The organism is Xanthomonas sp. AC360, assembly GCF_979258225.1.
This window is the reverse complement of sequence record NZ_OZ409846.1, coordinates 3,706,947-3,729,309: the sequence shown is the minus strand read 5'-3', so window position 1 is coordinate 3,729,309 and position 22,363 is coordinate 3,706,947. Positions and strand designations below refer to the sequence as shown.

Here is a 22,363-nt window from a genome sequence, read left to right as displayed (position 1 = left end):
CGGTTTAACTGCGATTTGTTTTGACGCACGTCACGCTCTAAACGAAGCGAAATCATTGCCCGATAAACGAAAAACGCCCGGCATTGCCGGGCGTTCTAAGCTCCATCCAATCCGCTGGATCAGGCAGCGACGGTATCCGCAACGTCCTGATATTCCTGGATCTGATCGAAGTTCATGTAGCGGTAGATCTGGTCGCCACTGGTCTTGATCACGCCCACATCGGCCATGTACTCCTCCTTGGTCGGAATCCGGCCCAGGCGCGAGCAGATCGCCGCCAGTTCCGCCGAGCCCAGGTACACATTGGTGTTGCGGCCCAGACGGTTGGGGAAGTTACGCGTGGAGGTGGAGAACACCGTGGCGCCCTCGCGAGCCTGCGCCTGGTTGCCCATGCACAGCGAGCAGCCCGGCATTTCCATGCGCGCACCGGCCGCGCCGAAGGTGCCGTAATGGCCTTCCTTGGTCAGCTCGGAGGCATCCATCTTGGTCGGCGGTGCCACCCACAGACGGGTCGGGATGTCGCGCTTGCCTTCCAGCAGCTTGGCCGCGGCACGGAAGTGACCGATGTTGGTCATGCACGAACCGATGAACACTTCGTCGATCGCCGCACCGGCTACGTCGGACAGCGTCTTGACGTCGTCCGGGTCGTTCGGGCACGCCACGATCGGCTCGTGGATGTCGGCCAGGTCGATCTCGATGACCGCGGCATACTCGGCATCGGCATCGGGCTGCAGCAGCTGCGGGTCGGCCAGCCACTCTTCCATCTTCTTGATGCGGCGGCCCAGGGTGCGCGCGTCGGCATAGCCTTCGGCGATCATCCAGCGCAGCAGGGTGATGTTGCTGGTCAGGTATTCGATGATCGGCGCCTTGTCCAGGTGCACGCTGCAACCGGCCGCCGAACGCTCGGCCGAGGCGTCGGACAGTTCGAACGCCTGCTCCACCTTCAGATTCGGCAAGCCTTCGATTTCCAGGATGCGGCCGGAGAAGATGTTCTTCTTGCCCTGCTTGGCCACGGTCAGCAGACCGTCCTTGATCGCGTACAGCGGGATCGCGTTGACCAGGTCGCGCAGGGTCACGCCCGGCTGCATCTCACCCTTGAAACGCACCAGCACGCTCTCGGGCATGTCCAGCGGCATCACCCCGGTGGCGGCGGCAAACGCCACCAGGCCGGAGCCGGCCGGGAACGAGATACCGATCGGGAAACGCGTGTGCGAGTCACCACCGGTGCCCACGGTGTCGGGCAGCAGCATGCGATTGAGCCAGCTGTGGATCACGCCATCGCCTGGACGCAGCGACACGCCGCCACGGGTGGAGATGAATTCCGGCAGCGTGTGGTGGGTCTTGACGTCCACCGGCTTCGGGTAAGCGGCGGTGTGGCAGAACGACTGCATCACCAGGTCGGCCGAAAAGCCCAGGCAGGCCAGATCCTTCAGCTCGTCGCGGGTCATCGGGCCGGTGGTGTCCTGCGAACCCACCGAGGTCATCTTCGGCTCGCAATAGGTGCCCGGGCGCATGCCCTGGCCTTCCGGCAAACCGCAGGCGCGGCCGACCATCTTCTGCGCCAGCGAGAAGCCCTTGCCGGTGTCCGGCGGGTCCATCGGCAGGCGGAACAGATCCGAGGCCGGCAGGCCCAGGAATTCGCGCGCCTTGGCGGTGAGGCCACGGCCCACGATCAGCGGAATGCGGCCACCGGCGCGCACTTCGTCGAACAGCACGTCCGACTTCATCGCGAACTCGGCAATCACCTGCCCGTTCTTCAGCGCCTTGCCGTCATACGGACGCAGCTCGACCACGTCGCCGTGCTCCATCTGCGACACGTCCAGCTCGATCGGCAGCGCGCCGGCGTCTTCCATGGTGTTGTAGAAGATCGGGGCGATCTTGCTACCCAGGCACACGCCGCCGAAGCGCTTGTTGGGGATGTACGGAATGTCTTCGCCGGTCCACCACAGCACCGAGTTGGTCGCCGACTTGCGCGAAGAACCGGTGCCGACCACGTCGCCCACATAGGCCACCAGATGGCCCTTGTCCTTGAGGTCTGCAATGGCCTGGATCGGGCCACGCTTGCCGTCTTCTTCCGGCACGAACGCCGCGCCTTCGCGGGTGTTCTTCAGCATCGCCAGCGCGTGCAGCGGGATGTCCGGGCGGGTGGTCGCATCCGGCGCCGGCGACAGGTCGTCGGTGTTGGTTTCGCCCGGCACCTTGAACACGGTGACGGTCATGCTTTGCGGCACTTCCGGCTTGCTGGTGAACCATTCGGCATCGGCCCAGCTCTGCAGCACGGACTTGGCGTGCGCGTTGCCGGTGTCGGCCTTTTCCTGCACGTCATGGAACGCATCGAACACCAGCAAGGTGTGCTTGAGCGCTTCGGCGGCGGTGGCGCCCAGCTCGGCGTTGTCCAGCAGGTCGATCAGCGGCTGGATGTTGTAGCCGCCCAGCATGGTGCCCAGCAGCTCGGTCGCACGCGTGGGGCTGATCAGTGCGGTTTTCTCGGTACCGAACGCCACGGCGGCCAGGTACGAGGCCTTGACCTTGGCGGCGTCGTCGACGCCGGCCGGCACGCGCTGGCTCAGCAGCTCGACCAAAAAGGCTTCTTCGCCGGCGGGCGGAGCCTTCAACAGTTCGATGACCTCGGCGGTCTGCTGCGCGGTCAGCGGCAGCGGCGGGATACCGAGCGCAGCGCGCTCTGCAACGTGGTGGCGATAGGCTTCCAACATGCGGGTTCTCCAAAAGGACAGCAGTGAATGTGTAAAAACGTCAGACGTGGATCAGAAGGCGTGGATCAGGCAACGGGCTTGGGGACGGTGATCTTCAAGCCCTTGAAGTAATCGCGGAAGAAGCCCTCGTCGCGGGTAATCAACCCATCGCACTGGAGCATCGCGTGGGCGCCGATCAGAAAATCGGCCACCACCCGCTCGCGCTTGCCGCCGCGTGCACGGAAGCGCTTGTTCATATGGCCGGCGCGCACTGCCGCCGCTTCCTGGGTGGCTTCGTAACGCACCCCGATCGAGGCCAGGGTTTCCATCAGGTCGACCTGGGTGTCCAGCATGGCCAGCACTTCGGCCACCACCGCATCGCAGACCACGACCTCGTCGCGCGCCAGTGCATCGCCGATGCAGATTTCCGACACCTCGCCGTACACCGGGTCGCCGATGAGGATGTCTAGCAGCACCGAGGAATCCAGGGCGATCATGGGTCGAACGGATCCCCGGGCGCACGGCCACGGATGGCGCGCATGGCTTCGTCAGTGCTGGTCAGGCCGTCGACCAGCTTGAACTTGCCGCGCACCTTGCGCAGCGCTTCGCTGACATCCTTACGCAAGATGATGCGCCCACCATCGAGTTCGATCTTGAGGGTGGTGCCCTTGGTCAGGCCCAGGGCATCGCGCACGGCCTTGGGCAACGTGATCTGTCCACGTTCGGCAACAGTGGCTTCCATGAGCATGCTCCAGAAAGTATGCGCACATGATACGTACTTGGGCGGTCGTACTCAAGCGAGCAGATCGACTCGGACACACCGTGCGTACACACTGAACTGCTCAGAATAGGCCCCTACCTAAAGCCTTCGACGCCATAGGAGTGATGCATGAGCGATTCCTTTTCCACCCGCGCCTCATTTGAGGTCCACGGCAAGCGCTACGACTATTACAGCCTGCCCAAACTGGGCGAGCGATTCGATATCGCCCACCTGCCCTACTCGATGAAGATCCTGCTGGAGAATCTGCTCCGGCACGAGGACGGCGGCGTGACCGTCGGCAAGGACCACATTGAGGCAGTCGCCAAATGGGACCCCAAGGCCGAGCCTGAGATCGAAATCGCCTTCATGCCCGCGCGCGTGGTGCTGCAGGATTTCACCGGCGTGCCGTGCGTGGTCGACCTGGCCGCGATGCGCGATGCAGTGGTCAAGCTGGGCGGCGACGCCGACCAGATCAACCCGCAGATTCCCTCCGAACTGGTCATCGACCACTCGGTGCAGGTGGACGTGTTCGGCAAGCCCGACGCGCTCGACCTCAATGGCAAGATCGAATTCCAGCGTAACCAGGAACGCTACGGCTTCCTGCGCTGGGGCCAGAAGGCGTTCGAAAACTTCAAGGTGGTGCCGCCCAATACCGGCATCGTCCACCAGGTCAATCTGGAAAACCTCGCCCGCGTGGTGATGAGCGCGGACAAGGACGGCACCCTGGTCGCCTATCCCGACACCGTGTTCGGTACCGACAGCCACACCACCATGATCAATGGCATCGGCGTGCTGGGCTGGGGCGTGGGTGGCATCGAAGCCGAGGCCGCGATGCTGGGCCAGCCGTCGTCGATGCTGATTCCGCAGGTGGTGGGCTTCAGGCTCACCGGCAAACTGCCCGAAGGCGCCACCGCCACCGATCTCGTGCTCACCGTCACCCAGATGCTGCGCAAGGCCGGTGTGGTGGGCAAGTTCGTCGAGTTCTTCGGCGAGGGCCTACAGCACCTGCCGCTGGCCGACCGCGCCACCATCGGCAACATGGCGCCGGAATACGGCGCCACCTGCGGCATCTTCCCGGTCGACGAAGAATCGCTGACCTATCTGCGCCTGTCAGGCCGCAGCGAAGAGCAGATTGCGCTGGTGGAAGCCTACGCAAAGGCGCAGGGCCTGTGGCACGACGCCACCACCCCGCCTGCGCAGTACAGCGCCACGCTGGAACTGGACATGGGTGAGGTCAAGCCGTCGCTGGCCGGCCCCAAGCGCCCGCAGGACCGCGTGCTGCTGGAAGACATGCAAGCCAATTACCGCGAAAGCCTCAAGCCGTTCGCCGAGGCGCGCAGCAAGCGGCTGGGCGACATCAAACAGGAAGATCGCCTGAAGAACGAAGGCGGCGGCGGCACCGCAGTCGGCGCCAAGGCGGCCCATGCCGAAGGCGCGGCCGACAGCGGCGCCGGCTGGCAGCTGCGCGACGGCTCGGTGGTGATCGCCGCCATCACCTCGTGCACCAACACCTCCAACCCGGCAGTGATGCTCGGTGCCGGCCTGCTGGCACGCAACGCGGCCGCCAAGGGCTTGAAGGCGCAGCCGTGGGTCAAGACCTCGCTCGGGCCGGGCTCGCGCGTGGTCACCGATTATCTGAGCAAGGCCGGCGTGCTGGCCGACCTGGAAACGCTCGGCTTTTACGTGGTCGGCTACGGCTGCACCACCTGCATCGGCAACTCCGGCCCGCTGCCGGAAGACGTGTCCGCCGCGATTGCCAAAGACGATCTGGTCGTGGCCTCGGTGCTGTCGGGCAACCGCAACTTCGAAGGCCGCGTGCATCCCGAAGTCAAGATGAATTACCTGGCCTCGCCGCCGCTGGTCGTCGCCTATGCGATCGCCGGCACCACCGATATCGACCTCACCACCGAGCCGCTGGGCACAGGTAGTGATGGTCAGCCGGTGTACCTGCGCGACATCTGGCCGAGCAACAAGGAAATCGGCGACACCATCGCCGCGACCGTTGGCCCGGAGATGTTCAAGCAGAACTACGCCGATGTGTTCAAGGGCGATTCGCGCTGGAACACCATCGCCTCGCCAGATGGCGCGTTGTACGAGTGGGATGCCGCATCCACCTACATCAAGAACCCGCCCTACTTCGAGGGCATGACCATGCAGGTCGGCCATGTGGAGGACGTGCACGGCGCGCGCATCATGGGCCTGTTCGGCGACTCGATCACCACCGACCACATCTCCCCGGCCGGCAACATCAAGAAGGATTCGCCGGCAGGACGCTTCCTGCAGGAACGCGGCGTACAACCGGCCGACTTCAACAGCTACGGCAGCCGCCGCGGCAACGACGATGTGATGGTGCGCGGCACTTTCGCCAACATCCGCATCAAGAACCTGATGTTCGGTGGCGAAGAAGGCGGCAACACGCTGTATTACCCCGCAGCTGGCGGTCAGCCGGAAAAGCTGGCGATCTACGACGCGGCGGTGAAGTACAAGGCCGATGGCGTGCCGCTGGTGGTGCTGGCCGGCAAGGAATACGGCACCGGCTCCTCGCGCGACTGGGCGGCCAAGGGCACCAACCTGCTGGGCGTCAAGGCGGTGATCGCAGAGAGCTTCGAGCGCATCCATCGCTCCAACCTGGTCGGCATGGGCGTGCTGCCGCTGCAGTTCCTGGAAAACGAAAACGCGCAGACGCTGGGCCTGGATGGCTCCGAGGTCTTGGACATCACCGGCCTGCAGGACGGTGCCAGCCGTCGCGCCACCGTCGATGCCAAGAAGTCCGATGGCAGCGTCAAGCAGTTCCAGGTGAAGGTGCTGTTGCTGACGCCGAAGGAAGTGGAGTACTTCAAGCACGGCGGCTTGCTGCAGTACGTTCTGCGCCAGCTGGCTGCACGCAAGGCGGGCTGATCCTTAGCCGCTGACGCTGGACCGACATTCCCGCCGCTTGGCGGGAATGTCGTTTCTGGGTCCGGTGCGTTTGTAGCGGAGTGCGACGCATGCTGCGGGCTGTCCATGCAGTGCACGCGCTTGCCAGGCAACAACGCGTTCGTCCGCCACGTCATCGTCTTACCCTGCGGCTCGCCCGTCATGGCGGTGGCGTTAGGGCCGGCATACGCGGCACCCGACCGCCCTCACTGCCCCGCCGGCTCCCATTGCGCGTGGTACAGCCTCCAATCGCCGTCCTGCAGCCGCCAGCCAGTGACCACCTGATAGGTCTGCGCCTGCTCGGGCACCCAGCCACCACTGCCGCCGGTGAGCAAGGCCGTGAAGCGCACGGTTGCCGTCTGCCCGCGCAGCTCTACCTCCAACGGGCCCACGGTGACGCCGATCTGTCGATTCCCCAGCATCTGCAGCTGCATCAGGCGCCGCAACCCGGCCGCGTCCAGACCGTTTTCGCCTACGAAATCGGCGGACACCGGCGCCATCGCGTCGCCGATATCGCGCGCTTCGATCGCCTCATGCATGTGTTGCAAGGTCGCGCGCAGGCGTTGCTCCGGCGCATCGCGCCCGCAAGCGGCCAGGAGCACTGCACAAATCACCAGCCACCACAGCCGCTTCCACTGCCGAATGCTGCCGTGCATCACGCTTCGCCTTTTCCATCCATGACGGTATGCTGCCAGGAGTTGTAGTGCCGTGGAACACACCGCGTCACGTACTAAACACCCTGGAGGGGGGCAGATGAATCAGGCACGTCCTTGGTTGCAAAGTTATCCGGCCGGCGTCGCCGCCGAGATCGATCTCGAGCAGTTCCGCACCATTGCCGAAGTGTTCGCGACATCCGTCGCGCGCTTTGCCGATCGTCCTGCGTATCACAGCTTCGGCAAGACCATCACCTATCGGGAAGCCGATCAGCTGGTGGAACAATTCGCGGCCTACCTGCTCGGCGAGCTGCAGTTGAAGAAAGGCGACCGCGTCGCCTTGATGATGCCCAACTGCCTGCAGTATCCCATCGCCACCTTCGGCGTCCTGCGTGCTGGCCTGACCGTGGTCAACGTCAACCCGCTCTACACACCGCGTGAGTTGAAGCACCAGCTGATCGATTCCGGCGCCAGCGTGCTGGTGGTCATCGACAACTTCGGCACCACCGTGCAGCAGGTCATCGCCGACACCCCGGTCAAGCAGGTGATCACCACCGGCCTGGGCGACATGCTCGGCTTTCCAAAAGCAGCGCTGGTCAATTTCGTCGTCAAATACGTCAAGAAGCTGGTGCCCGACTACCGCATCAACGGTGCCATCCGCTTTCGCGATGCATTGGCGCTGGGCCGCAAGCACAGCGTGCCGACGCTGCAGATCGAATCGGACGACATTGCGTTTTTGCAGTACACCGGCGGCACCACCGGCGTGGCCAAGGGCGCGATGCTGACCCACCGCAACCTGGTCGCCAACATGCAGCAGGCGCACCAGTGGCTGTCCGGCACCGGCAAGCTGGAAGAAGGCAACGAGGTGGTGATCACCGCGCTGCCGCTTTATCACATCTTCGCGCTGACGGCGAACGGACTGGTCTTCATGAAGATCGGCGGCTGCAATCACCTGATCAGCAATCCGCGCGACATGCCCGGCTTCGTCAAGGAACTGAAGAAGACCCGCTTTACTGCGTTTACCGGCGTCAACACGCTGTTCAACGGCCTGCTCAATACGCCCGGTTTCGACCAGATCGACTTCTCCTCGCTCAAGATGACGCTGGGCGGCGGCATGGCCGTGCAGCGTTCGGTCGCCGAGCGGTGGAAGAAAGTCACCGGCCAAACCCTGGTGGAGGCCTACGGCCTGACCGAGACGTCGCCGGCCGCCTGCATCAACCCGATGGACCTGAAGGATTACAACGCCTCGATCGGCCTGCCGATTCCCTCCACCGATGCCTGCATCAAGGACGACGCCGGTGCGGAACTGGCGATCGGCGAGATTGGCGAGTTGTGCATCAAGGGCCCGCAGGTGATGAAGGGCTATTGGAAGCAGCCCGCCGAAACCGCAAAGGTGATGGACGCGGACGGCTGGCTGCACACCGGCGACATCGCGCGGATGGACGAGCTGGGCTTCGTCTACATCGTCGACCGCAAAAAAGACATGATTCTGGTGTCCGGTTTCAACGTCTACCCGAACGAGATCGAAGACGTCATCGCCACCATGCCCGGCGTGCTGGAAGTGGCGGCGGTCGGCGTACCGGACGAAAAATCAGGCGAAATCGTCAAGGTCGTGATCGTCAAGAAAGACCCTGCCCTGACCGCCGACGATGTGAAGGCGCATTGCCGGACCAATCTGACCGGCTACAAGCAGCCCCGCGTGATCGAATTCCGCAAGGAATTGCCAAAAACCAACGTCGGCAAGATCCTGCGGCGCGAACTGCGGGATGCGCCGAAGGCGTAGTCCATCGTGCGACCGCAGAGTTGAAGACGTTCAGTCGTCATGACGCCCGCAACGCCACAAGGCCTTGCGGGCGTCTACATTTCAGCCCAGGAATCATCAGAAAACGAATACATGCTCTACCTGTCGTACTTCACTGCATGCTTCATGCTAGACGGCCGCAGAGGGATCCAAGACGTCAAGAAGCATGAAAGTGAAAGAAGCGATCGCGATGAAGGCTGGAAGCAAGCAAGGGAACACCACGCTACATATACTCAGCCTCACGTTCGCAGCGATGAGGGGAAGTAGGAAGTTTGATAACGGAAAGACCGTGCGTTCCCATTTGATCAAAGCGAAGCATCGAAGCGCGATCGCCACGACTCGGGTGAGGGCCGAGAACAATCAGACGAACCGCTGGTTAGAGCGCCTTTGCACCGAGCGTACACCACCCGCCGGCGCGCTCACCAAGGACTCGACTAACCACTAAAATTGCAGCGCTAGCGAGAGCCATATCACCAGCCCACTGATGCGAACGCTTGGCGACATCATCATGAAAATACTGGATTGCGACAGAGCACCATCTACCGCAATGAAAGAACCACCGACAAGAATTCAGAATAAGCCACAGACGGCTACGCGCAACATTGCGACACCGATTTTTAATAGCGCCACGTACTCGGGGCGCCAATCATCGACATGAAAAACGCTGCCTTACTTTGACTCTTAGCTTAGCGATAAAGGCTCGCCTCTGAAGCAACCGCAACCAGCACGCGCCCGATCTTCTACAACGCAACTCGCAATTCGGAAGAGCTCGCTCCTCTAACCGCATCGCAATAAACCTCATCCAGTGAGGAGAAAAATCGACCATCAAAACATAGCTAACGCCAAGCTAGATAATTATGACAACCGGGCTCATTTTCGAAAGAATTGAGCTCACAACGCCACACGCCCTATAACGAAGGCTCACCGAAAGATTCGGTTCGTTGATCCTTCACACTTGGAAGAAACCCCTTGCCATTATGGAGATAGTGCCGGTGTAGCATCGATTTCGAGTGGATCGTGCGCGCCCGCCGACATCCACTCTCCCGAAGCGGGCACTTCCAGGATAAGCCCATGAACACGATTGAAAAGATTTCCCTCGGCCGCCCCCACTCCACCATTCGTGTCGACTGCTCAGCAGCTGAAGGCACCCATTGGTTATACATGCATGCAAACGCGCACCTCGGTGTACGCCCTTGCTGCAACCCCGAGTTATTGGACGAAATATGGGATGTCATGGGTTCAATCACACGTGCTCCGCACGAAAGGCGTAATGGCGAGCTGCGTCATTTCGTTCTTGCGTCTGACTCAAGCGCTTTCAATCTAGGCGGGGATCTGGATCTGTTTGCACGCCTGATCCGCGAGCAAAATCGCGATCACTTGTTGCGCTATGCAAAACGGTGTGTGGAAGGTGTGCACCATCTGCACGTGGGCTTTGGTGGCGACGTCCGCAGCATCGCGCTACTGCAGGGCGATGCACTGGGCGGCGGACTGGAGATGGCCCTTGCCTGTCACACCATCGTCGCCGAGGAAGGCATCGGCATGGGACTTCCCGAGGTCTTGTTCGATCTATTCCCTGGAATGGGCGCATATTCCTTCCTATGCCGCCGCGTCGCGCCTCATCTGGCAGAAAAAATCATTCTTGACGGACGCATCTACAGCAGCGAAGAAATGCACGCGATGGGGATCGTGGACGTACTGGTCCCGAAGGGGCAAGGCGTGATGGCGACTGAAAATCTCATTCGTCAGCAAAAACGTATCCCCAACTCCTACCTTGCGATGAATGCGGCGCGCAACGTGGCACAGTCGGTTCCGTATGAAGAATTGCTGCGCATCACCGAAATATGGGTGGATGCAGCACTGGCATTGAGCAACAAATCGTTGCGTACGATGGACCGGCTGGTCAAGGCACAGAATCGACGAATGGGCGTAGGTCCCGCCTGATTTTGGTAGATCCAATGCAGGGGGATCAGGCCCGGCCTATTGCCGGGCTTTCATCCAAGATCGCCATTTCCACTGGCGCCTTCCTGGGACTTCAGTCGTGCACGTTGAGCGAGCGCATCGCGTCCTTGCTGCAATCCATCCTTGAGTTGCTCCAGCCGCTGACGCCACTCGGCCCGCAGCTGCGCCTCTGGCAGTCGCATCAACTCTCCGCCCTGTTCGGCCAAGATCACCAGTCCAAGATTGCTGGAGACACCCTTGACGGCATGCGCATGCTCACGCAACCGTGCCCAATCTTCGTCGGCAGCGGATTTACCCAGTTGAACGACACACGCGCTGACATCGCTGAGACATTGTTGAATGAACTCGCGCTCGAATTCATTGCCCATCCCCAGCTCCGCCAGTTCGTCCAGCACGGCAGGATCCAGCACGGTGCCGGTCACAACCGGTCCGCGGATGCCAATCGTCAAATCCGTCTGGCGCAGTTTTTGATTGACGGCGATCTCGGCCAGCGTATCCAGCAGCTTGATTGCCGCCACCGGCTTTGCCAGGAAGGCGTAAGCCCCGGCCTGTTCACAACTACGGATTGACTCTGGGGTTACGTCAGCGCTCAGCACCACCACCGGAGTACCCGGTTGGCCTCCGGCCTGCATGACACGGAGCTGCTTCAGCATGTCCAGACCGCTGACGCCAGGCATGTGCAGATCCACGATCGCAAGGTCGAAATCCGTCGCAGCAAGCGCGTCGAGCACTGCTTCGCCACCGTCGACGCAGGTGACGCGATGCCCCGCCTTTTGCAGCAAACGTTGCAGCACAAGACGATTTGCCAGATGGTCGTCTGCCACCAGGATGTGCATGCTGCGCACGCGGGCACGGTGACGCAGAAATGGATCGGCAAACGCGATGACGTTGCCCGGAATCGTTGTCGCGTCTGCATCCTGCGACACGGGCAGTGGCGCTAGCGCCGTTGCGGGCTTTTCTGCCACCAGACCAAATGGGAGCTCAAACCAGAACAGACTGCCGCCGGTCGGATTTTCCGCAAAACCAATCGCGCCGCCCATCGACTGCACCAGCCCCTTCGCAATCGTGGTCCCCAGACCGCTGCCTTCGAACCGGCGCGCCAGCCCGGTATCCGCCTGCTCAAACGCATCGAACAGACGTGGCCGCATGTCGGCCGGCACACCGATACCTGTATCGAGCACTTCAAAGCGCAGCAACACCCCGGCATGGCCGCTAGGCAAGCCTGTCGACACCTTCAACTGCACACTGCCTTGATCGGTGAACTTGACTGCGTTACCGACCAGGTTGAGCAAGATTTGCTGCAAGTGACCGGCATCCCCTTGAATCTGCGGGGGCACGTCCGCGGCGACGGTCATCTCGTAGCTCAAGCCCTTTGCCTTGGCTTGCGGTTTGAGGATGAGGCCAATCGCCTGCAATGTAGAGTGCAGCGCAAAATCCGAAATAGTGATCCGGAGCTTGCCGGCCTCGATGGCCGAGATGTCCAACACCTCTTCCACAAGCGCAAGCAGGCTACGTGTGGAGGCTTGAATCGTTTTAAGACATTCGCGCTGCTCGCTATCCAGACGCGTAGTCGCCAACACCTCGGTCATTCCGGACAACCCGTTGAGTGGCGTACGGAATTCGTGACTCATGTTCGCGAGAAAGCGGCTCTTGGCCTCACTGGCACGACGTGCCTCCGTCGTGGCGCGGGTCAGCTGCCGTAAAAGGCTAGAGAAATACAGCGGAACAGCAGCCAGGCCAATTGTCAGCCCGACCCCAAGACGTTGGTTGAGACGCCAGTAGTCGGTCATTGCAACTGTCGTGGCAAAACTCGCAACAGCCATCACCACTGCAAGGTAAAGATAGCGGTTGCCGTATCGCAGGCCGTTGCCGACGGTGACCCACATGACCACCACATAGACCCAGGCCAAGGGTTCCCCCATCTGGATCATGCCGGCTGCCATCAAGCCGTAATCGGCCAGCATCCCCAGGATGCGACGCGCATCCGAGTGGCCGGGGCGCCATAGCAACCAGCCGAACAATGCAAGCCCGAGGCTTAAGCCTGTGAGGATAATGCCCAACACGCTGGCGTGTTGGGTCGGGGGCAAGCTGTGATGGACGCTTGGCAGCAGGACGTAACACAGGATCAAGGTGATCAAAACGATGCGAACAATCGCTTGACCATGTTCGCTGTCAGGTCGATTCGTCAGCCGCTGCCGGATCCATCCGAACGAGTTCATGGCCTATACCCCGGGCCGCGCCGATGCGGTGGAGAACTCACCGCAGATCTGGTCCAGCTGCGCGCGACCGCGCAATAGTGCATCCACGCAGCGCGGGTCGAACAGGCGGCCGCGTTGCGCGTAGAGATACGCCAGGGCGGCATCCATCGTCCACGCTTCCTTGTACGGGCGCGGCGACAGCAGGGCGTCGAACACGTCGGCCACCGCCACGATGCGCGCTTCCAGCGGAATCGCCTCGCCGACCAGGCCGTCCGGATACCCGGTGCCGTCGTAGCGCTCGTGGTGGCGCAGCGCGATCAAGGCGCCCACCTGGATGAAGCGGTTCTGGCTGCCGCTGAGCAACTCGTAGCCGATCCGCGGGTGGCGCTTCATCACGCTCATCTCGTCGTCGGTGAGCTTGCCTGGCTTGAGCAGCACCGAGTCGGGAATGGCGATCTTGCCCATGTCGTGCAGCGGTGCGGCCATCTCGATGATGCGCACTTCTTCTTCCGACAATCCCAGCTGTTCGGCGATCAGGCCGGCCACATGCGACATGCGCTCCAGGAACGCGCTGGTGCCCGAATCGCGATATTCGATGGCGCGCGCCAGCCGCGACAAGGTTTCGCGCTCGCGCTCTTCGACCTCGTTCATGCTGGCCAGCAGGCGTTGTTCCAGCGACAGCGCGCGTTGCTTGACGCTCTCGCTCTGCTGACGCAGCTGCAACAGATTGGAGCAGCGTGCTCGCAGCTCGCGCGGGCGGATCGGCTTGACCAGGAAATCGATCACCCCGGCTTCCAGCGCCGCCTGGCGGATCGGCTCGTCGCCGACGATGGTGATCAGGATGATCGGAATATCGCGATGGCTCGGCAGCCGGCGCAGGCGCCGCGCGAACTCCAGGCCATCCATCCCGGGCATGCGGTAGTCGAGCAGCAACAGATCCACGCGCCCGGCTTCGCACCAGGCCAACGCGTCGAGCGGGTCACCGAAGTCGTAGACCTTCAGCTCCGGCGCGATGTCCTCGATAACATGGCGCAGCATCGTCCGCGCGGACATCTGATCATCGACAATGACGATGTTCAATCCCAGATCCGCCTTTTCCGCCCAGCTTCCCCATGTATCCGCCGACACCATGCCGCCCGGATTCCCTAAAACATCCTGCATAGCCGTTGCTCCTCTATCCCGAGAACGGAAAAGCGTGACGCCGACCCCTGTGTCGACTCCCCCGGACCTAACGCTGTCCGGAGCTGTGCCCTAGCATATGCAGTATCTGTGCCGTGAGCACGCGTTCGCACAAAAAAAATCAGGCTTCCGGGCGCATGTAAGGAAACAGCAGGACATCACGGATCGAGGTGCTCCCGGTCAGCAGCATCACCAGCCGGTCGATGCCGATGCCCAGGCCGCCGGTCGGCGCCATTCCGTACTCCAACGCACGGATGTAATCGGCGTCGTAGTGCATCGCTTCGTCGTCGCCGCCGTCCTTGGCCTGCACCTGCGCCTGGAAGCGCGCGGCCTGATCTTCGGGGTCGTTGAGCTCGGAGAAGCCATTGGCCAGCTCCTTGCCGTTGATGAACAGCTCGAAGCGGTCGGTGTACCCCGGCTCGGTGTCGCTGGAACGCGCCAGCGGCGACACCTCCACCGGATGGTCGGTGATGAAGGTCGGTTGCACCAGGGTGTGCTCGACGGTGGCTTCGAAGATTTCCAGCAGCAGCTTGCCCCAGCCGTAAGACGGCTTGGTGCGGATCTTCAGCCGTTCGCAATGGCGCAGCAGCGCGGCGCGATCGGTGCAATCGGCCGCACTGATTTCCGGATTGTGGTGACGAACGGCCTCATCCATGCGCCAGCGACGGAAAGCCGGCGCCAGATCGATGTCGGCGCCATCCCAGCTCACCTGGGTGGTGCCCAGCACCGTGTGCGCGGTATCGCGGATGACCTGCTCGGTCAGATCCATGATCTCGTGGTACGTGGCGTAGGCCTCGTAGAGCTCGAGCATGGTGAACTCGGGGTTGTGCCGGGTCGACACGCCTTCGTTGCGGAAGTTGCGGTTGATCTCGTAGACGCGCTCCAGGCCACCGACTACCAGCCGCTTGAGATACAGCTCCGGCGCCACGCGCAGGTACAGATCCAGATCCAGCGCGTTGTGGTGGGTGGTGAACGGCTTGGCGGTGGCGCCGCCGGGGATGTAATGCATCATCGGCGTTTCCACTTCCAGAAAACGCCGCGCATCCAGCCACGCGCGCATCGCACGGATGATCTTGGAGCGCTTGATGAAGACCTCGCGTGCCTCCGGGGTGACGATCAGGTCGACGTAGCGCTGGCGGTAGCGCTGCTCCACGTCCGACAGGCCGTGCCACTTGTCCGGCAACGGGCGCAGCGACTTGGTCAGCAGCCGCAGCGCGCTGGCCTTGACCGACAACTCTCCGGTCTTGGTCCGGGTCAGACCGCCCTCCACCGCCACGATGTCACCGACATCCCAGCCCTTGAACGCGGTATAGGCATCGCCGAGCACATTGCCCTGCAGGAACAACTGCACGCGCCCGGATTCGTCCTGGATCTGCGCAAAGCTGGCCTTGCCCATCACCCGCTTGGCCATCAGCCGGCCGGCCATCTTGACGGTGCGACCGCTGGCTTCCAGCGCTTCGGGGGTCCAGCTGTCGGCATCGGCGAATTCGGCCTGCAGATCGCCGGCGAAATGCTCGCGCACGAAGTCGTTGGGATACGCGATGCCCTGGCCGCGCAACGCGCCCAGTTTCGCGCGACGCTCGGCGATGAGGCTGTTCTCGTCGACGGGAAGGTGTGGCGCGGGGGTCTGTTCGGTCATGGCGGGGTCGGTCTGCTAGAAGTCGGGCGCGTGCCCGGTGAGGAGTGAGCGCCCGGCAGCGCCGGGCTCTCTTACATTGACGGTGTCGCGCGTCGGTGGCCTGACGTCTGGCTGCCGCAACGCGGGGTAGCGCTGCGCTGCATGCAGCCTAGCGTCGTGCAAGGTCGTCGCATCCGCTGCGACCTCGCGCGGTGGTCAGGCGTCCAGGCGTTTGGAGCCTGCCGCCAGACCGGCCTTCAGGCTGGCCTCGACGAATTCGTCCAGGTCGCCGTCCAGCACTTTTTGCGTGTCGCTGCGTTCGATGCCGGTACGCAGATCCTTGATACGGCTCTGATCGAGCACGTAGTTGCGGATCTGGCTGCCCCAACCGATGTCGGACTTGGTGGCTTCCAGCGCGTCGCGTTCGACGTTGCGTTTTTGCACTTCCAGTTCGTACAACTTGGCGGCCAGCATCTTCATCGCGTTGTCGCGGTTCTGATGCTGGCTGCGGCCGGTCTGGCAGGCAACCACCGTATTGGTCGGGATATGCGTGATACGCACCGCCGATTCGGTCTTGTTGACGTGCTGACCACCGGCGCCGGACGAGCGGTACACGTCGGTACGCAGGTCGGCCGGGTTGATGTCGATCTCGATGTTGTCGTCCACTTCCGGCGACACGAACACCGAAGTGAAGCTGGTATGCCGGCGGTTGTCGGAGTCGAACGGCGACTTGCGCACCAGCCGGTGCACACCGATCTCGGTCTTCAACCAGCCGTAAGCGTATTCGCCCTCGATGCGGATCGTGGCCGATTTGATGCCTGCCACTTCGCCGCCGGACACTTCCATCAGCTCGGTCTTCCAGCCACGCGACTCAGCCCAGCGCAGATACATGCGCAACAGGATTTCCGCCCAGTCCTGCGCCTCGGTACCACCGGCGCCGGCCTGGATATCGACGAACGCATTGGAGCCGTCCATCTCGCCGGAGAACATGCGCTGGAATTCCAGCTTCTCGACATGGATCTGGTACTTGTCCAGATCGGCGATCACCGCCACCGCGGTGTCCTCGTCCTGCTCACTGTCGGCCAGTTCCAGCAGATCGCCGGCATCGGTGAGGCCGGCCAGCACATCGGCGATGCCGATGACGGTCTTTTCCAGCATGGAACGCTCACGTCCCAGGGCCTGGGCACGCTCGGCGTCGTTCCACACGTCCGGGCTCTCGAGCTCCCGGCTGACTTCCTCTAGACGCTCTTTCTTGGCGTCGTAGTCAAAGATACCCCCTGAGCGAGAGCACGCGATCGTTGAGATCGGTGATGCGCTGGCGGATCGGATTGGTTTCGATCATGACGGACTTCCGGCAAACAAGCGGGCTAGTTTAGCAAGCGGGCGACGGTGGCGGAACGCGGTTGCGCCGGGGCTGCACACGCTTCAGAGCCGGCAGTCTCGATGCCCGCCTTGCGGTTGCGCGCGACCGCAGGGCTTGCGGGCCCCCCTCACCACAACGCGCTGATGTCGCAGCGGCGGCAACATGGGCGAAGTGGCTGCGACGGATATGCAAGGCGCCGTGGCCAGCTGTGCCGCTCCGCAATGGCTCTAGCGCCCTCAGACCGTCACTGCATCTGTGCGGCGCGCAACGGCACCCTGCCCTGCCCGCGCGCGTACGTCGGCCAGATGACTGCGACTGCACGGCAACACCGTGGCGTCGCGCAGATGCACGCGCGCATCGCCAGAATCGACCGGTTCGATCGCCTGCACCTGGTCCAGATTCACCAGATAGCTGCGATGGATCCGCACGAACACTGCGGGGTCCAATTTAGCTTCGATCGCCGCCATCGTGCTGCGTAACGGATAGTCATGGCCGCGCACGCGCAGGTTGACGTAGTTGCCGGAGGCCTGGACCCATTCGATATCGGCGGTAGCGACCAAAAAGTCGCGGCCGAGTTTGCGCACCAGAAAGCGCTCCGGGCGGTCCAGCGGCTCCTCCGGCGCGCCTTCGTCCGGTGCCGCAAACAGATGGGCCTCGCCCTGGCGCCGCCGCGCGTACCAGCCCAATGCGTGCTGCAACGCCACCAGCATCGCAAAGGTACGCAGATCCTTGGACAACTCATAAAACCACTGCAGCGGCCAGCCTCCGAAGTCGTAATGGCTACCGGCCAGCGCGTAAACCAGCTTGCGCAACAGCACCATGCCGGCAACGTGCGCCAGCCACCAACCCAATGCAGCCGCCAGATAGACCGGCACATGGCGACGCCAGACATCGGCATGCAGCGGCCAACGTGCGCAGAGCCAGAACACCGCGGGTAGCAACAATAGCGATGCCATGGCGCTGGTCAGCTCCCAGCTCAGTACCTGCCACAGCACGATCGCCTCGCCATCGCGACGCCCCGCCAACCATGCGGTCAGCGTGTTGCCCAGTGCGCTCAGGTAAAACACCAGCAACCAGATCGTCACTGCCCAGCGCGTGGCGAAGTGACGCGCACCGTCCTGAGGTGTCGGCGGGCGCGGCCCGGTCGTTTCCATTGCGCACGTCCGTAGTTGGCAGCTGCCGATGATAGAGGCCTGCGCAACGGGGCGACACCGTCATCCCCACTGCTCCCGTTCGTCCCTGGGAGGATGCGACTGGTCACTGCGCGCGGGCGTTTCCACCCCTGGCCCCTTTCTTTATGCGGGTCGGCGGGCAGGATGCGTGCACTTCCTCGACCAACCGCCCCCATGACCGAGCGCCGCCACGATATCGATGCCTTGCGCGTCTTCGCCTTTGCCCTGCTGATCCTCTATCACGTGGGCATGGCCTACGTGGCCGGCTGGGACTTCCATTTGAAGAGTGCGTACACCACCGACTGGCTGCAGGCGCCCATGATCGCGCTCAACCGCTGGCGGATGCCGTTGCTGTTCATGATCTCCGGCATCGCGATCGGTCTGGCGCGGGCAGAACGTGCGCCGTGGCAGTTCGCCTGGCGACGCTGCGGCCGGTTATTGCCACCCCTGCTGTTCGGCATGTTCGTGGTGGTGGCGGTGCAGGCGTACTGCCAGGGCGTCAGCAACGGCAAGGTCGTGCCCGGCTTCGGCAACTTCCTGCTGCGCTATTGGCAGGTCCGGCCGTGGCCGGCCGGCAGCTTCGATGGCTGGGAACACGGCATCACCTGGAACCATCTGTGGTATCTGGCCTATCTGCTGCCTTACACCTTGTTACTGATGGCCATGGTCGCGCTGGGCCGCATGCTGCCCGTGTCGCTGCGAGCAGTGCCGGCGTCCATCGCGCTGCCGGCCCTGCTGCTGGCACCCATCCTGTGGGAGGCCTTCTGCCTGCTGTGGGTGATGCCGCGCCACCCACCGACCCACGCCCTGGTTGGCGACTGGTTTGTGCATGCCGAGTCGTTTCCGTTGTTCGTGCTGGGATATGCGCTGGCCCATCACGCACGCTTCTGGACGTGGTCAGTGCAGCTGCGTTGGCCAACTCTGATCGCCGCACTGCTGGCGATCGCCACCGAGCTGAGCATCCGCCATCTGGGCCGCTCGCTCGATCCGGTGCAGCTGCCCGCCCTGCTGGCTGCAGTTCCCTGGGACGTAGTCGAGCGGCTGGCGCGCGCCGCCTACACCTGGCTGGCATTGCTGACCCTGTTCGGCTGGGCAAGGCATGGCTTGAACCGCCCCTTCGCGTGGCTGCCGTACTGCACCCAAGCCGTGTTCCCCTGGTACATCCTGCATCAGAGCCTGATCATCCTGGCGCTGTACTGGTTGGCGCCGTTGCACCTGGGCCCGTGGCTGGAACCGTCGCTGGTGTTCGCCTCCACCGTTGCCGGCTGCCTGCTATTGCACGAATACCTTATCCGCCGCGTGCGCTGGCTGCGTCCGCTGTTCGGGATGCCGATGCGGGAATCGCCGACCAGGGTGCGCGCCACGGCAACGCTGACGCAGGTGTGATCGCTGAAAGCGACAGGCCGGCAGACAAGACCGCACAGACAATGCCGTTAGCGCATCGTCGCCAGAACAACCCGGGCACCGCGCGCAGATCGCAGTCCATCTGCAGCGCGCAGTGTGGTCGATCACGGGGGCGCGCAGATGCACCGCAGCGAGTTGACACACTCGCCGTCATGAATTGCCTCCACTGCCTGCGGACGATTCGCCTGGACGCCCTGCGGTCGGCATCGCAAGATGCCGGCCCGGACCTGCGATGAAGGAACTTCGATGCGTTACGACCTGCTTGCCGCGGCCTTGCTGTGCAGCCCCGCACTCGCGCTTGCCGCGCCTGCCACCAGTGTCGATTTCAGTCATGACGACTGGACCATCGCCTGCGACAACACACGCACCTGCCGCGCCGCCGGATACCAGCCGGACGAAGGCGAGCACCTGCCGGTATCGGTGCTGCTGACGCGCAAGGCCGGTGCCGGCCAGGCGGTGACGGCCGAGCTGATGCTGGGCCAGTACGACGAGATCAAGCTGCCGGCGTCGCTGAGCCTGCAGATCGATCAGCGCGATCTGGGCAAGCTGGCGCTGGATGGCAAGAGCGGCACCGCAGTCTTGAGCAGCACGCAGGTCGCCGCACTGCTGGCGGCACTGACCCGCAGCAGCAAGATCGTGGCGCTCGGCGACGATGGCCGCCGCTGGCAGCTATCCGATCGCGGCGCGGCGGCAACGCTGCTGAAGATGGACGAATTTCAGGGCCGGCTGGGCACGCGCGGCGCGCTGGTGCGCAAGGGAGATCGCGACGAGGCAACCGTGCTGCCGGCGTTGCCGGTCCCGCAGGTCCGCGCGGCCAAGCTGGCCGCAGCGCAGGCCGGCGACGCAGGTCTGGGCAGCTTGCCGGCGCTATACCAGGCACTACGCGCCACGCTTCCGGCCGATGAAGAATGCAAGGGCCTGGATGCCAGCGATGCCGCCGAACCGCTGACCATCGCCCGCCTGAGCAGCGACAAGCTGCTGGTGTCGACCGATTGCTGGATGGGCGCCTACAACATCGGCACCGGCTTCTGGGTGGTCAACGCGCGTGCGCCGTTTGCACCGACCTTGATCACCACGCATGCCAGCGATCTGGATGGCTCCACCATCCTGTCCTCGCAAAAAGGCCGCGGCCTGAGCGATTGCTACAGCGAGGAGCGCTGGACCTGGGACGGCCGTCGCTTCGTGCAGACCTCCAAATCCACATCGGGCCTGTGCCGACTGGTGGCCGCCGGCGGCGCCTGGGAACTGCCAACGGTGGTGGCCGAGGTCAAGCAGTCACCTTGATCCAGGCAAGGGACAGTGCGGCCGCCCGTAGCCGTGCGGCCGCGACCGCCGCAGAGAACAGCCACCGCCGGATTTCTGCTCAGCGATGTCGTTCGACCTAGCCGGCTCCAGCCTGAATCTCTGCACTGCAGATCGCATGAACGGACAAGATTTCGCAAGGCCGCAGCGGTAGCGCTGCCGGCCACGCGCGTCGAACTGAACGGCTCCACGGATCTACTAGGTAGCAGCGCGAGACCGTATAGACGGCGTTGGAAACGAGCGCTCAAGATGCCGGCTCGATCCACCCTGAAAGAAAGACATGCGCATCAACCTGATCGCCGCCGCACTGATACTCTCGCCTGGCGCAGCACTTGCCGCCGCCTCCGCAACCGGTATCGACTTCAGTCACAAGGACTGGACGATCGCCTGCGACAACACCCGCACCTGCCGTGCCGCCGGCTACCAACCGGAGGACACCGAACCGGCGGTCTCTGTGCTGCTCACCCGCAAGGCCGGAGCTGCACAACCGGTGACCGCGCAGCTCAAAATCGGGCAGCTCAAGCAGGCTACCGTTCCCTCGACACTGACACTGTCCATCGGCAAGCGCGATCTCGGCCCCCTGAATCTGCAAGGCGCGACAGGCAGCGCCACGCTGAGCGCCGCCCAGACCAGCGCACTGCTGACGGCACTGACCGGTGAGAGCGCAGCCATTGCGGCGGTGGGTAACGATGGCCGCCGTTGGCAGCTCTCCGATCAGGGCGCCAGCGCCGTGCTGCTCAAGATGGATGAGTTCCAGGGCCGCCTGGGCACCCGCGGCGCGCTGGTCCGCAAGGGCAAGGGCAATGAATCGGCGGTGTTGCCGGCACTGCCGGCTCCACAGGTGCACCTGGCCAAGCTCGCTGCCGCGCAACCCGGAGATGCCAAGCTGGCGCGTCTGCCGGCGCTGTATGCCGCGCTGAAAACCGCTCTACCTGCCAACGAGCAATGCCAGGCACTGGAGCCTGGCGGCGCGCAGGAACCGCTGAACATCGCGCGCCTGAGCAACGACAAGCTGCTGGTGTCGGCTGCCTGCACGCTGGGTGCCTACAACCTCGGCATGGGGTATTGGGTGGTCAACGCCCGCGCGCCGTTCGCACCTGTGCTGGTGACCCTGCAGGGCACCGATCTGAGCGGGTCGACGATTCGCTCGTCGCAGAAGGGACGTGGGCTGGGCGATTGCTCGGTCGATGCCAGCTGGGGCTGGACTGGACAGCGCTTTGTGCAGACCGCCAAATCCAATTCCGGTCTGTGCCGCGGCATCGCCGGCGGTGCCTGGCAGCTCCCCACGCTGGTGACCGCAGTCAAGAAGTAACAGCGTTGTTGTCTGACAGCTGCGGGCGCCATTGGG

General features: G+C 63.3%; 16 protein-coding genes. 7 read left to right on the top strand and 9 right to left on the bottom strand.

Annotated features, from left to right (window positions below; translation table 11 throughout):
• Nucleotides 1-119: 119 nt before the first annotated feature.
• From acnB to ACZZ0O_RS16015, 3 genes are all read right to left on the bottom strand, one after another.
• Complete coding sequence (gene acnB, locus ACZZ0O_RS16025; protein WP_463591252.1) at nt 120-2,711, bottom strand: bifunctional aconitate hydratase 2/2-methylisocitrate dehydratase; 2,592 nt, start codon at nt 2,709-2,711, stop codon at nt 120-122.
• 65 nt (nt 2,712-2,776) lie between these two features.
• Nucleotides 2,777-3,187, bottom strand: coding sequence for a type II toxin-antitoxin system VapC family toxin (locus ACZZ0O_RS16020; RefSeq protein ID WP_011259444.1), 411 nt, complete (start codon nt 3,185-3,187; stop codon nt 2,777-2,779).
• On the bottom strand, nt 3,184-3,432 hold the full coding sequence (locus ACZZ0O_RS16015) for an AbrB/MazE/SpoVT family DNA-binding domain-containing protein (protein WP_016903180.1): 249 nt from the start codon (nt 3,430-3,432) through the stop codon (nt 3,184-3,186). The genes ACZZ0O_RS16020 and ACZZ0O_RS16015 overlap by 4 nt, the downstream gene beginning before the upstream one ends.
• Nucleotides 3,433-3,579: 147 nt before the next feature.
• On the opposite strand from ACZZ0O_RS16015, the gene acnA reads away from it, so the two are divergent.
• On the top strand, nt 3,580-6,348 hold the full coding sequence (acnA, locus tag ACZZ0O_RS16010) for an aconitate hydratase AcnA (protein ID WP_463591251.1): 2,769 nt from the start codon (nt 3,580-3,582) through the stop codon (nt 6,346-6,348).
• Nucleotides 6,349-6,572: 224 nt separating this feature from the next.
• Here acnA and ACZZ0O_RS16005 read toward each other — a convergent pair whose 3' ends face one another.
• Nucleotides 6,573-7,022, bottom strand: a complete 450-nt coding sequence (locus tag ACZZ0O_RS16005; RefSeq protein ID WP_463591250.1) for a Cif family virulence factor — start codon at nt 7,020-7,022, stop codon at nt 6,573-6,575.
• A 97-nt stretch (nt 7,023-7,119) separates the two neighbouring features.
• Here ACZZ0O_RS16005 and rpfB point away from each other — a divergent pair, with 97 nt between their 5' ends.
• From rpfB to ACZZ0O_RS15990, 3 genes are all read left to right on the top strand, one after another.
• Complete coding sequence (gene rpfB, locus ACZZ0O_RS16000) at nt 7,120-8,802, top strand: fatty acyl-CoA ligase RpfB (protein WP_463591249.1); 1,683 nt, start codon at nt 7,120-7,122, stop codon at nt 8,800-8,802.
• A 184-nt stretch (nt 8,803-8,986) separates the two neighbouring features.
• Nucleotides 8,987-9,265: a hypothetical protein gene (locus ACZZ0O_RS15995; protein WP_463591248.1), complete on the top strand. Its 279-nt coding sequence runs from the start codon at nt 8,987-8,989 to the stop codon at nt 9,263-9,265.
• Between the two features lie 626 nt (nt 9,266-9,891).
• The gene (locus ACZZ0O_RS15990) at nt 9,892-10,761 is read left to right on the top strand and encodes a crotonase/enoyl-CoA hydratase family protein (protein ID WP_463591247.1); all 870 of its coding nucleotides are present in this window, start codon (nt 9,892-9,894) and stop codon (nt 10,759-10,761) included.
• Between the two features lie 50 nt (nt 10,762-10,811).
• Here the strand turns inward: ACZZ0O_RS15990 and ACZZ0O_RS15985 are convergent, their stop codons facing one another.
• From ACZZ0O_RS15985 to ACZZ0O_RS15965, 5 genes are all read right to left on the bottom strand, one after another.
• Nucleotides 10,812-12,998 carry an ATP-binding protein gene (locus tag ACZZ0O_RS15985; protein WP_463591246.1) on the bottom strand — a complete coding sequence of 729 codons (2,187 nt, stop codon included), beginning with the start codon at nt 12,996-12,998 and terminating at the stop codon, nt 10,812-10,814.
• 3 nt (nt 12,999-13,001) lie between these two features.
• Nucleotides 13,002-14,138: a cyclic di-GMP phosphodiesterase response regulator RpfG gene (rpfG, locus tag ACZZ0O_RS15980; protein WP_115553653.1), complete on the bottom strand. Its 1,137-nt coding sequence runs from the start codon at nt 14,136-14,138 to the stop codon at nt 13,002-13,004.
• Nucleotides 14,139-14,277: 139 nt separating this feature from the next.
• Nucleotides 14,278-15,795: a lysine--tRNA ligase gene (gene lysS, locus ACZZ0O_RS15975; protein WP_115527696.1), complete on the bottom strand. Its 1,518-nt coding sequence runs from the start codon at nt 15,793-15,795 to the stop codon at nt 14,278-14,280.
• A gap of 195 nt (nt 15,796-15,990) precedes the next feature.
• Nucleotides 15,991-17,116, bottom strand: a protein-coding gene (prfB, locus tag ACZZ0O_RS15970) for a peptide chain release factor 2 (RefSeq protein WP_311239807.1) whose coding sequence is annotated in 2 segments (ribosomal slippage) — nt 15,991-17,040 and nt 17,042-17,116 — 1,125 coding nt in all. Because the reading frame shifts where the segments join, the coding sequence is not laid out codon by codon here.
• 257 nt (nt 17,117-17,373) lie between these two features.
• Nucleotides 17,374-18,324 (bottom strand): LytTR family DNA-binding domain-containing protein, encoded by a 951-nt coding sequence (locus tag ACZZ0O_RS15965; protein ID WP_463592470.1) that lies wholly within the window; start codon nt 18,322-18,324, stop codon nt 17,374-17,376.
• A 159-nt stretch (nt 18,325-18,483) separates the two neighbouring features.
• On the opposite strand from ACZZ0O_RS15965, the gene ACZZ0O_RS15960 reads away from it, so the two are divergent.
• The 3 genes from ACZZ0O_RS15960 (at nt 18,484) to ACZZ0O_RS15950 (ending at nt 22,327) form a co-directional block, all read left to right on the top strand.
• Nucleotides 18,484-19,695 carry an acyltransferase family protein gene (locus ACZZ0O_RS15960; RefSeq protein WP_463591245.1) on the top strand — a complete coding sequence of 404 codons (1,212 nt, stop codon included), beginning with the start codon at nt 18,484-18,486 and terminating at the stop codon, nt 19,693-19,695.
• 264 nt (nt 19,696-19,959) lie between these two features.
• Nucleotides 19,960-20,997, top strand: a complete 1,038-nt coding sequence (locus ACZZ0O_RS15955) for a DUF1176 domain-containing protein (protein ID WP_463591244.1) — start codon at nt 19,960-19,962, stop codon at nt 20,995-20,997.
• A 298-nt stretch (nt 20,998-21,295) separates the two neighbouring features.
• Complete coding sequence (locus ACZZ0O_RS15950) at nt 21,296-22,327, top strand: DUF1176 domain-containing protein (protein ID WP_463591243.1); 1,032 nt, start codon at nt 21,296-21,298, stop codon at nt 22,325-22,327.
• Nucleotides 22,328-22,363: the final 36 nt, after the last annotated feature.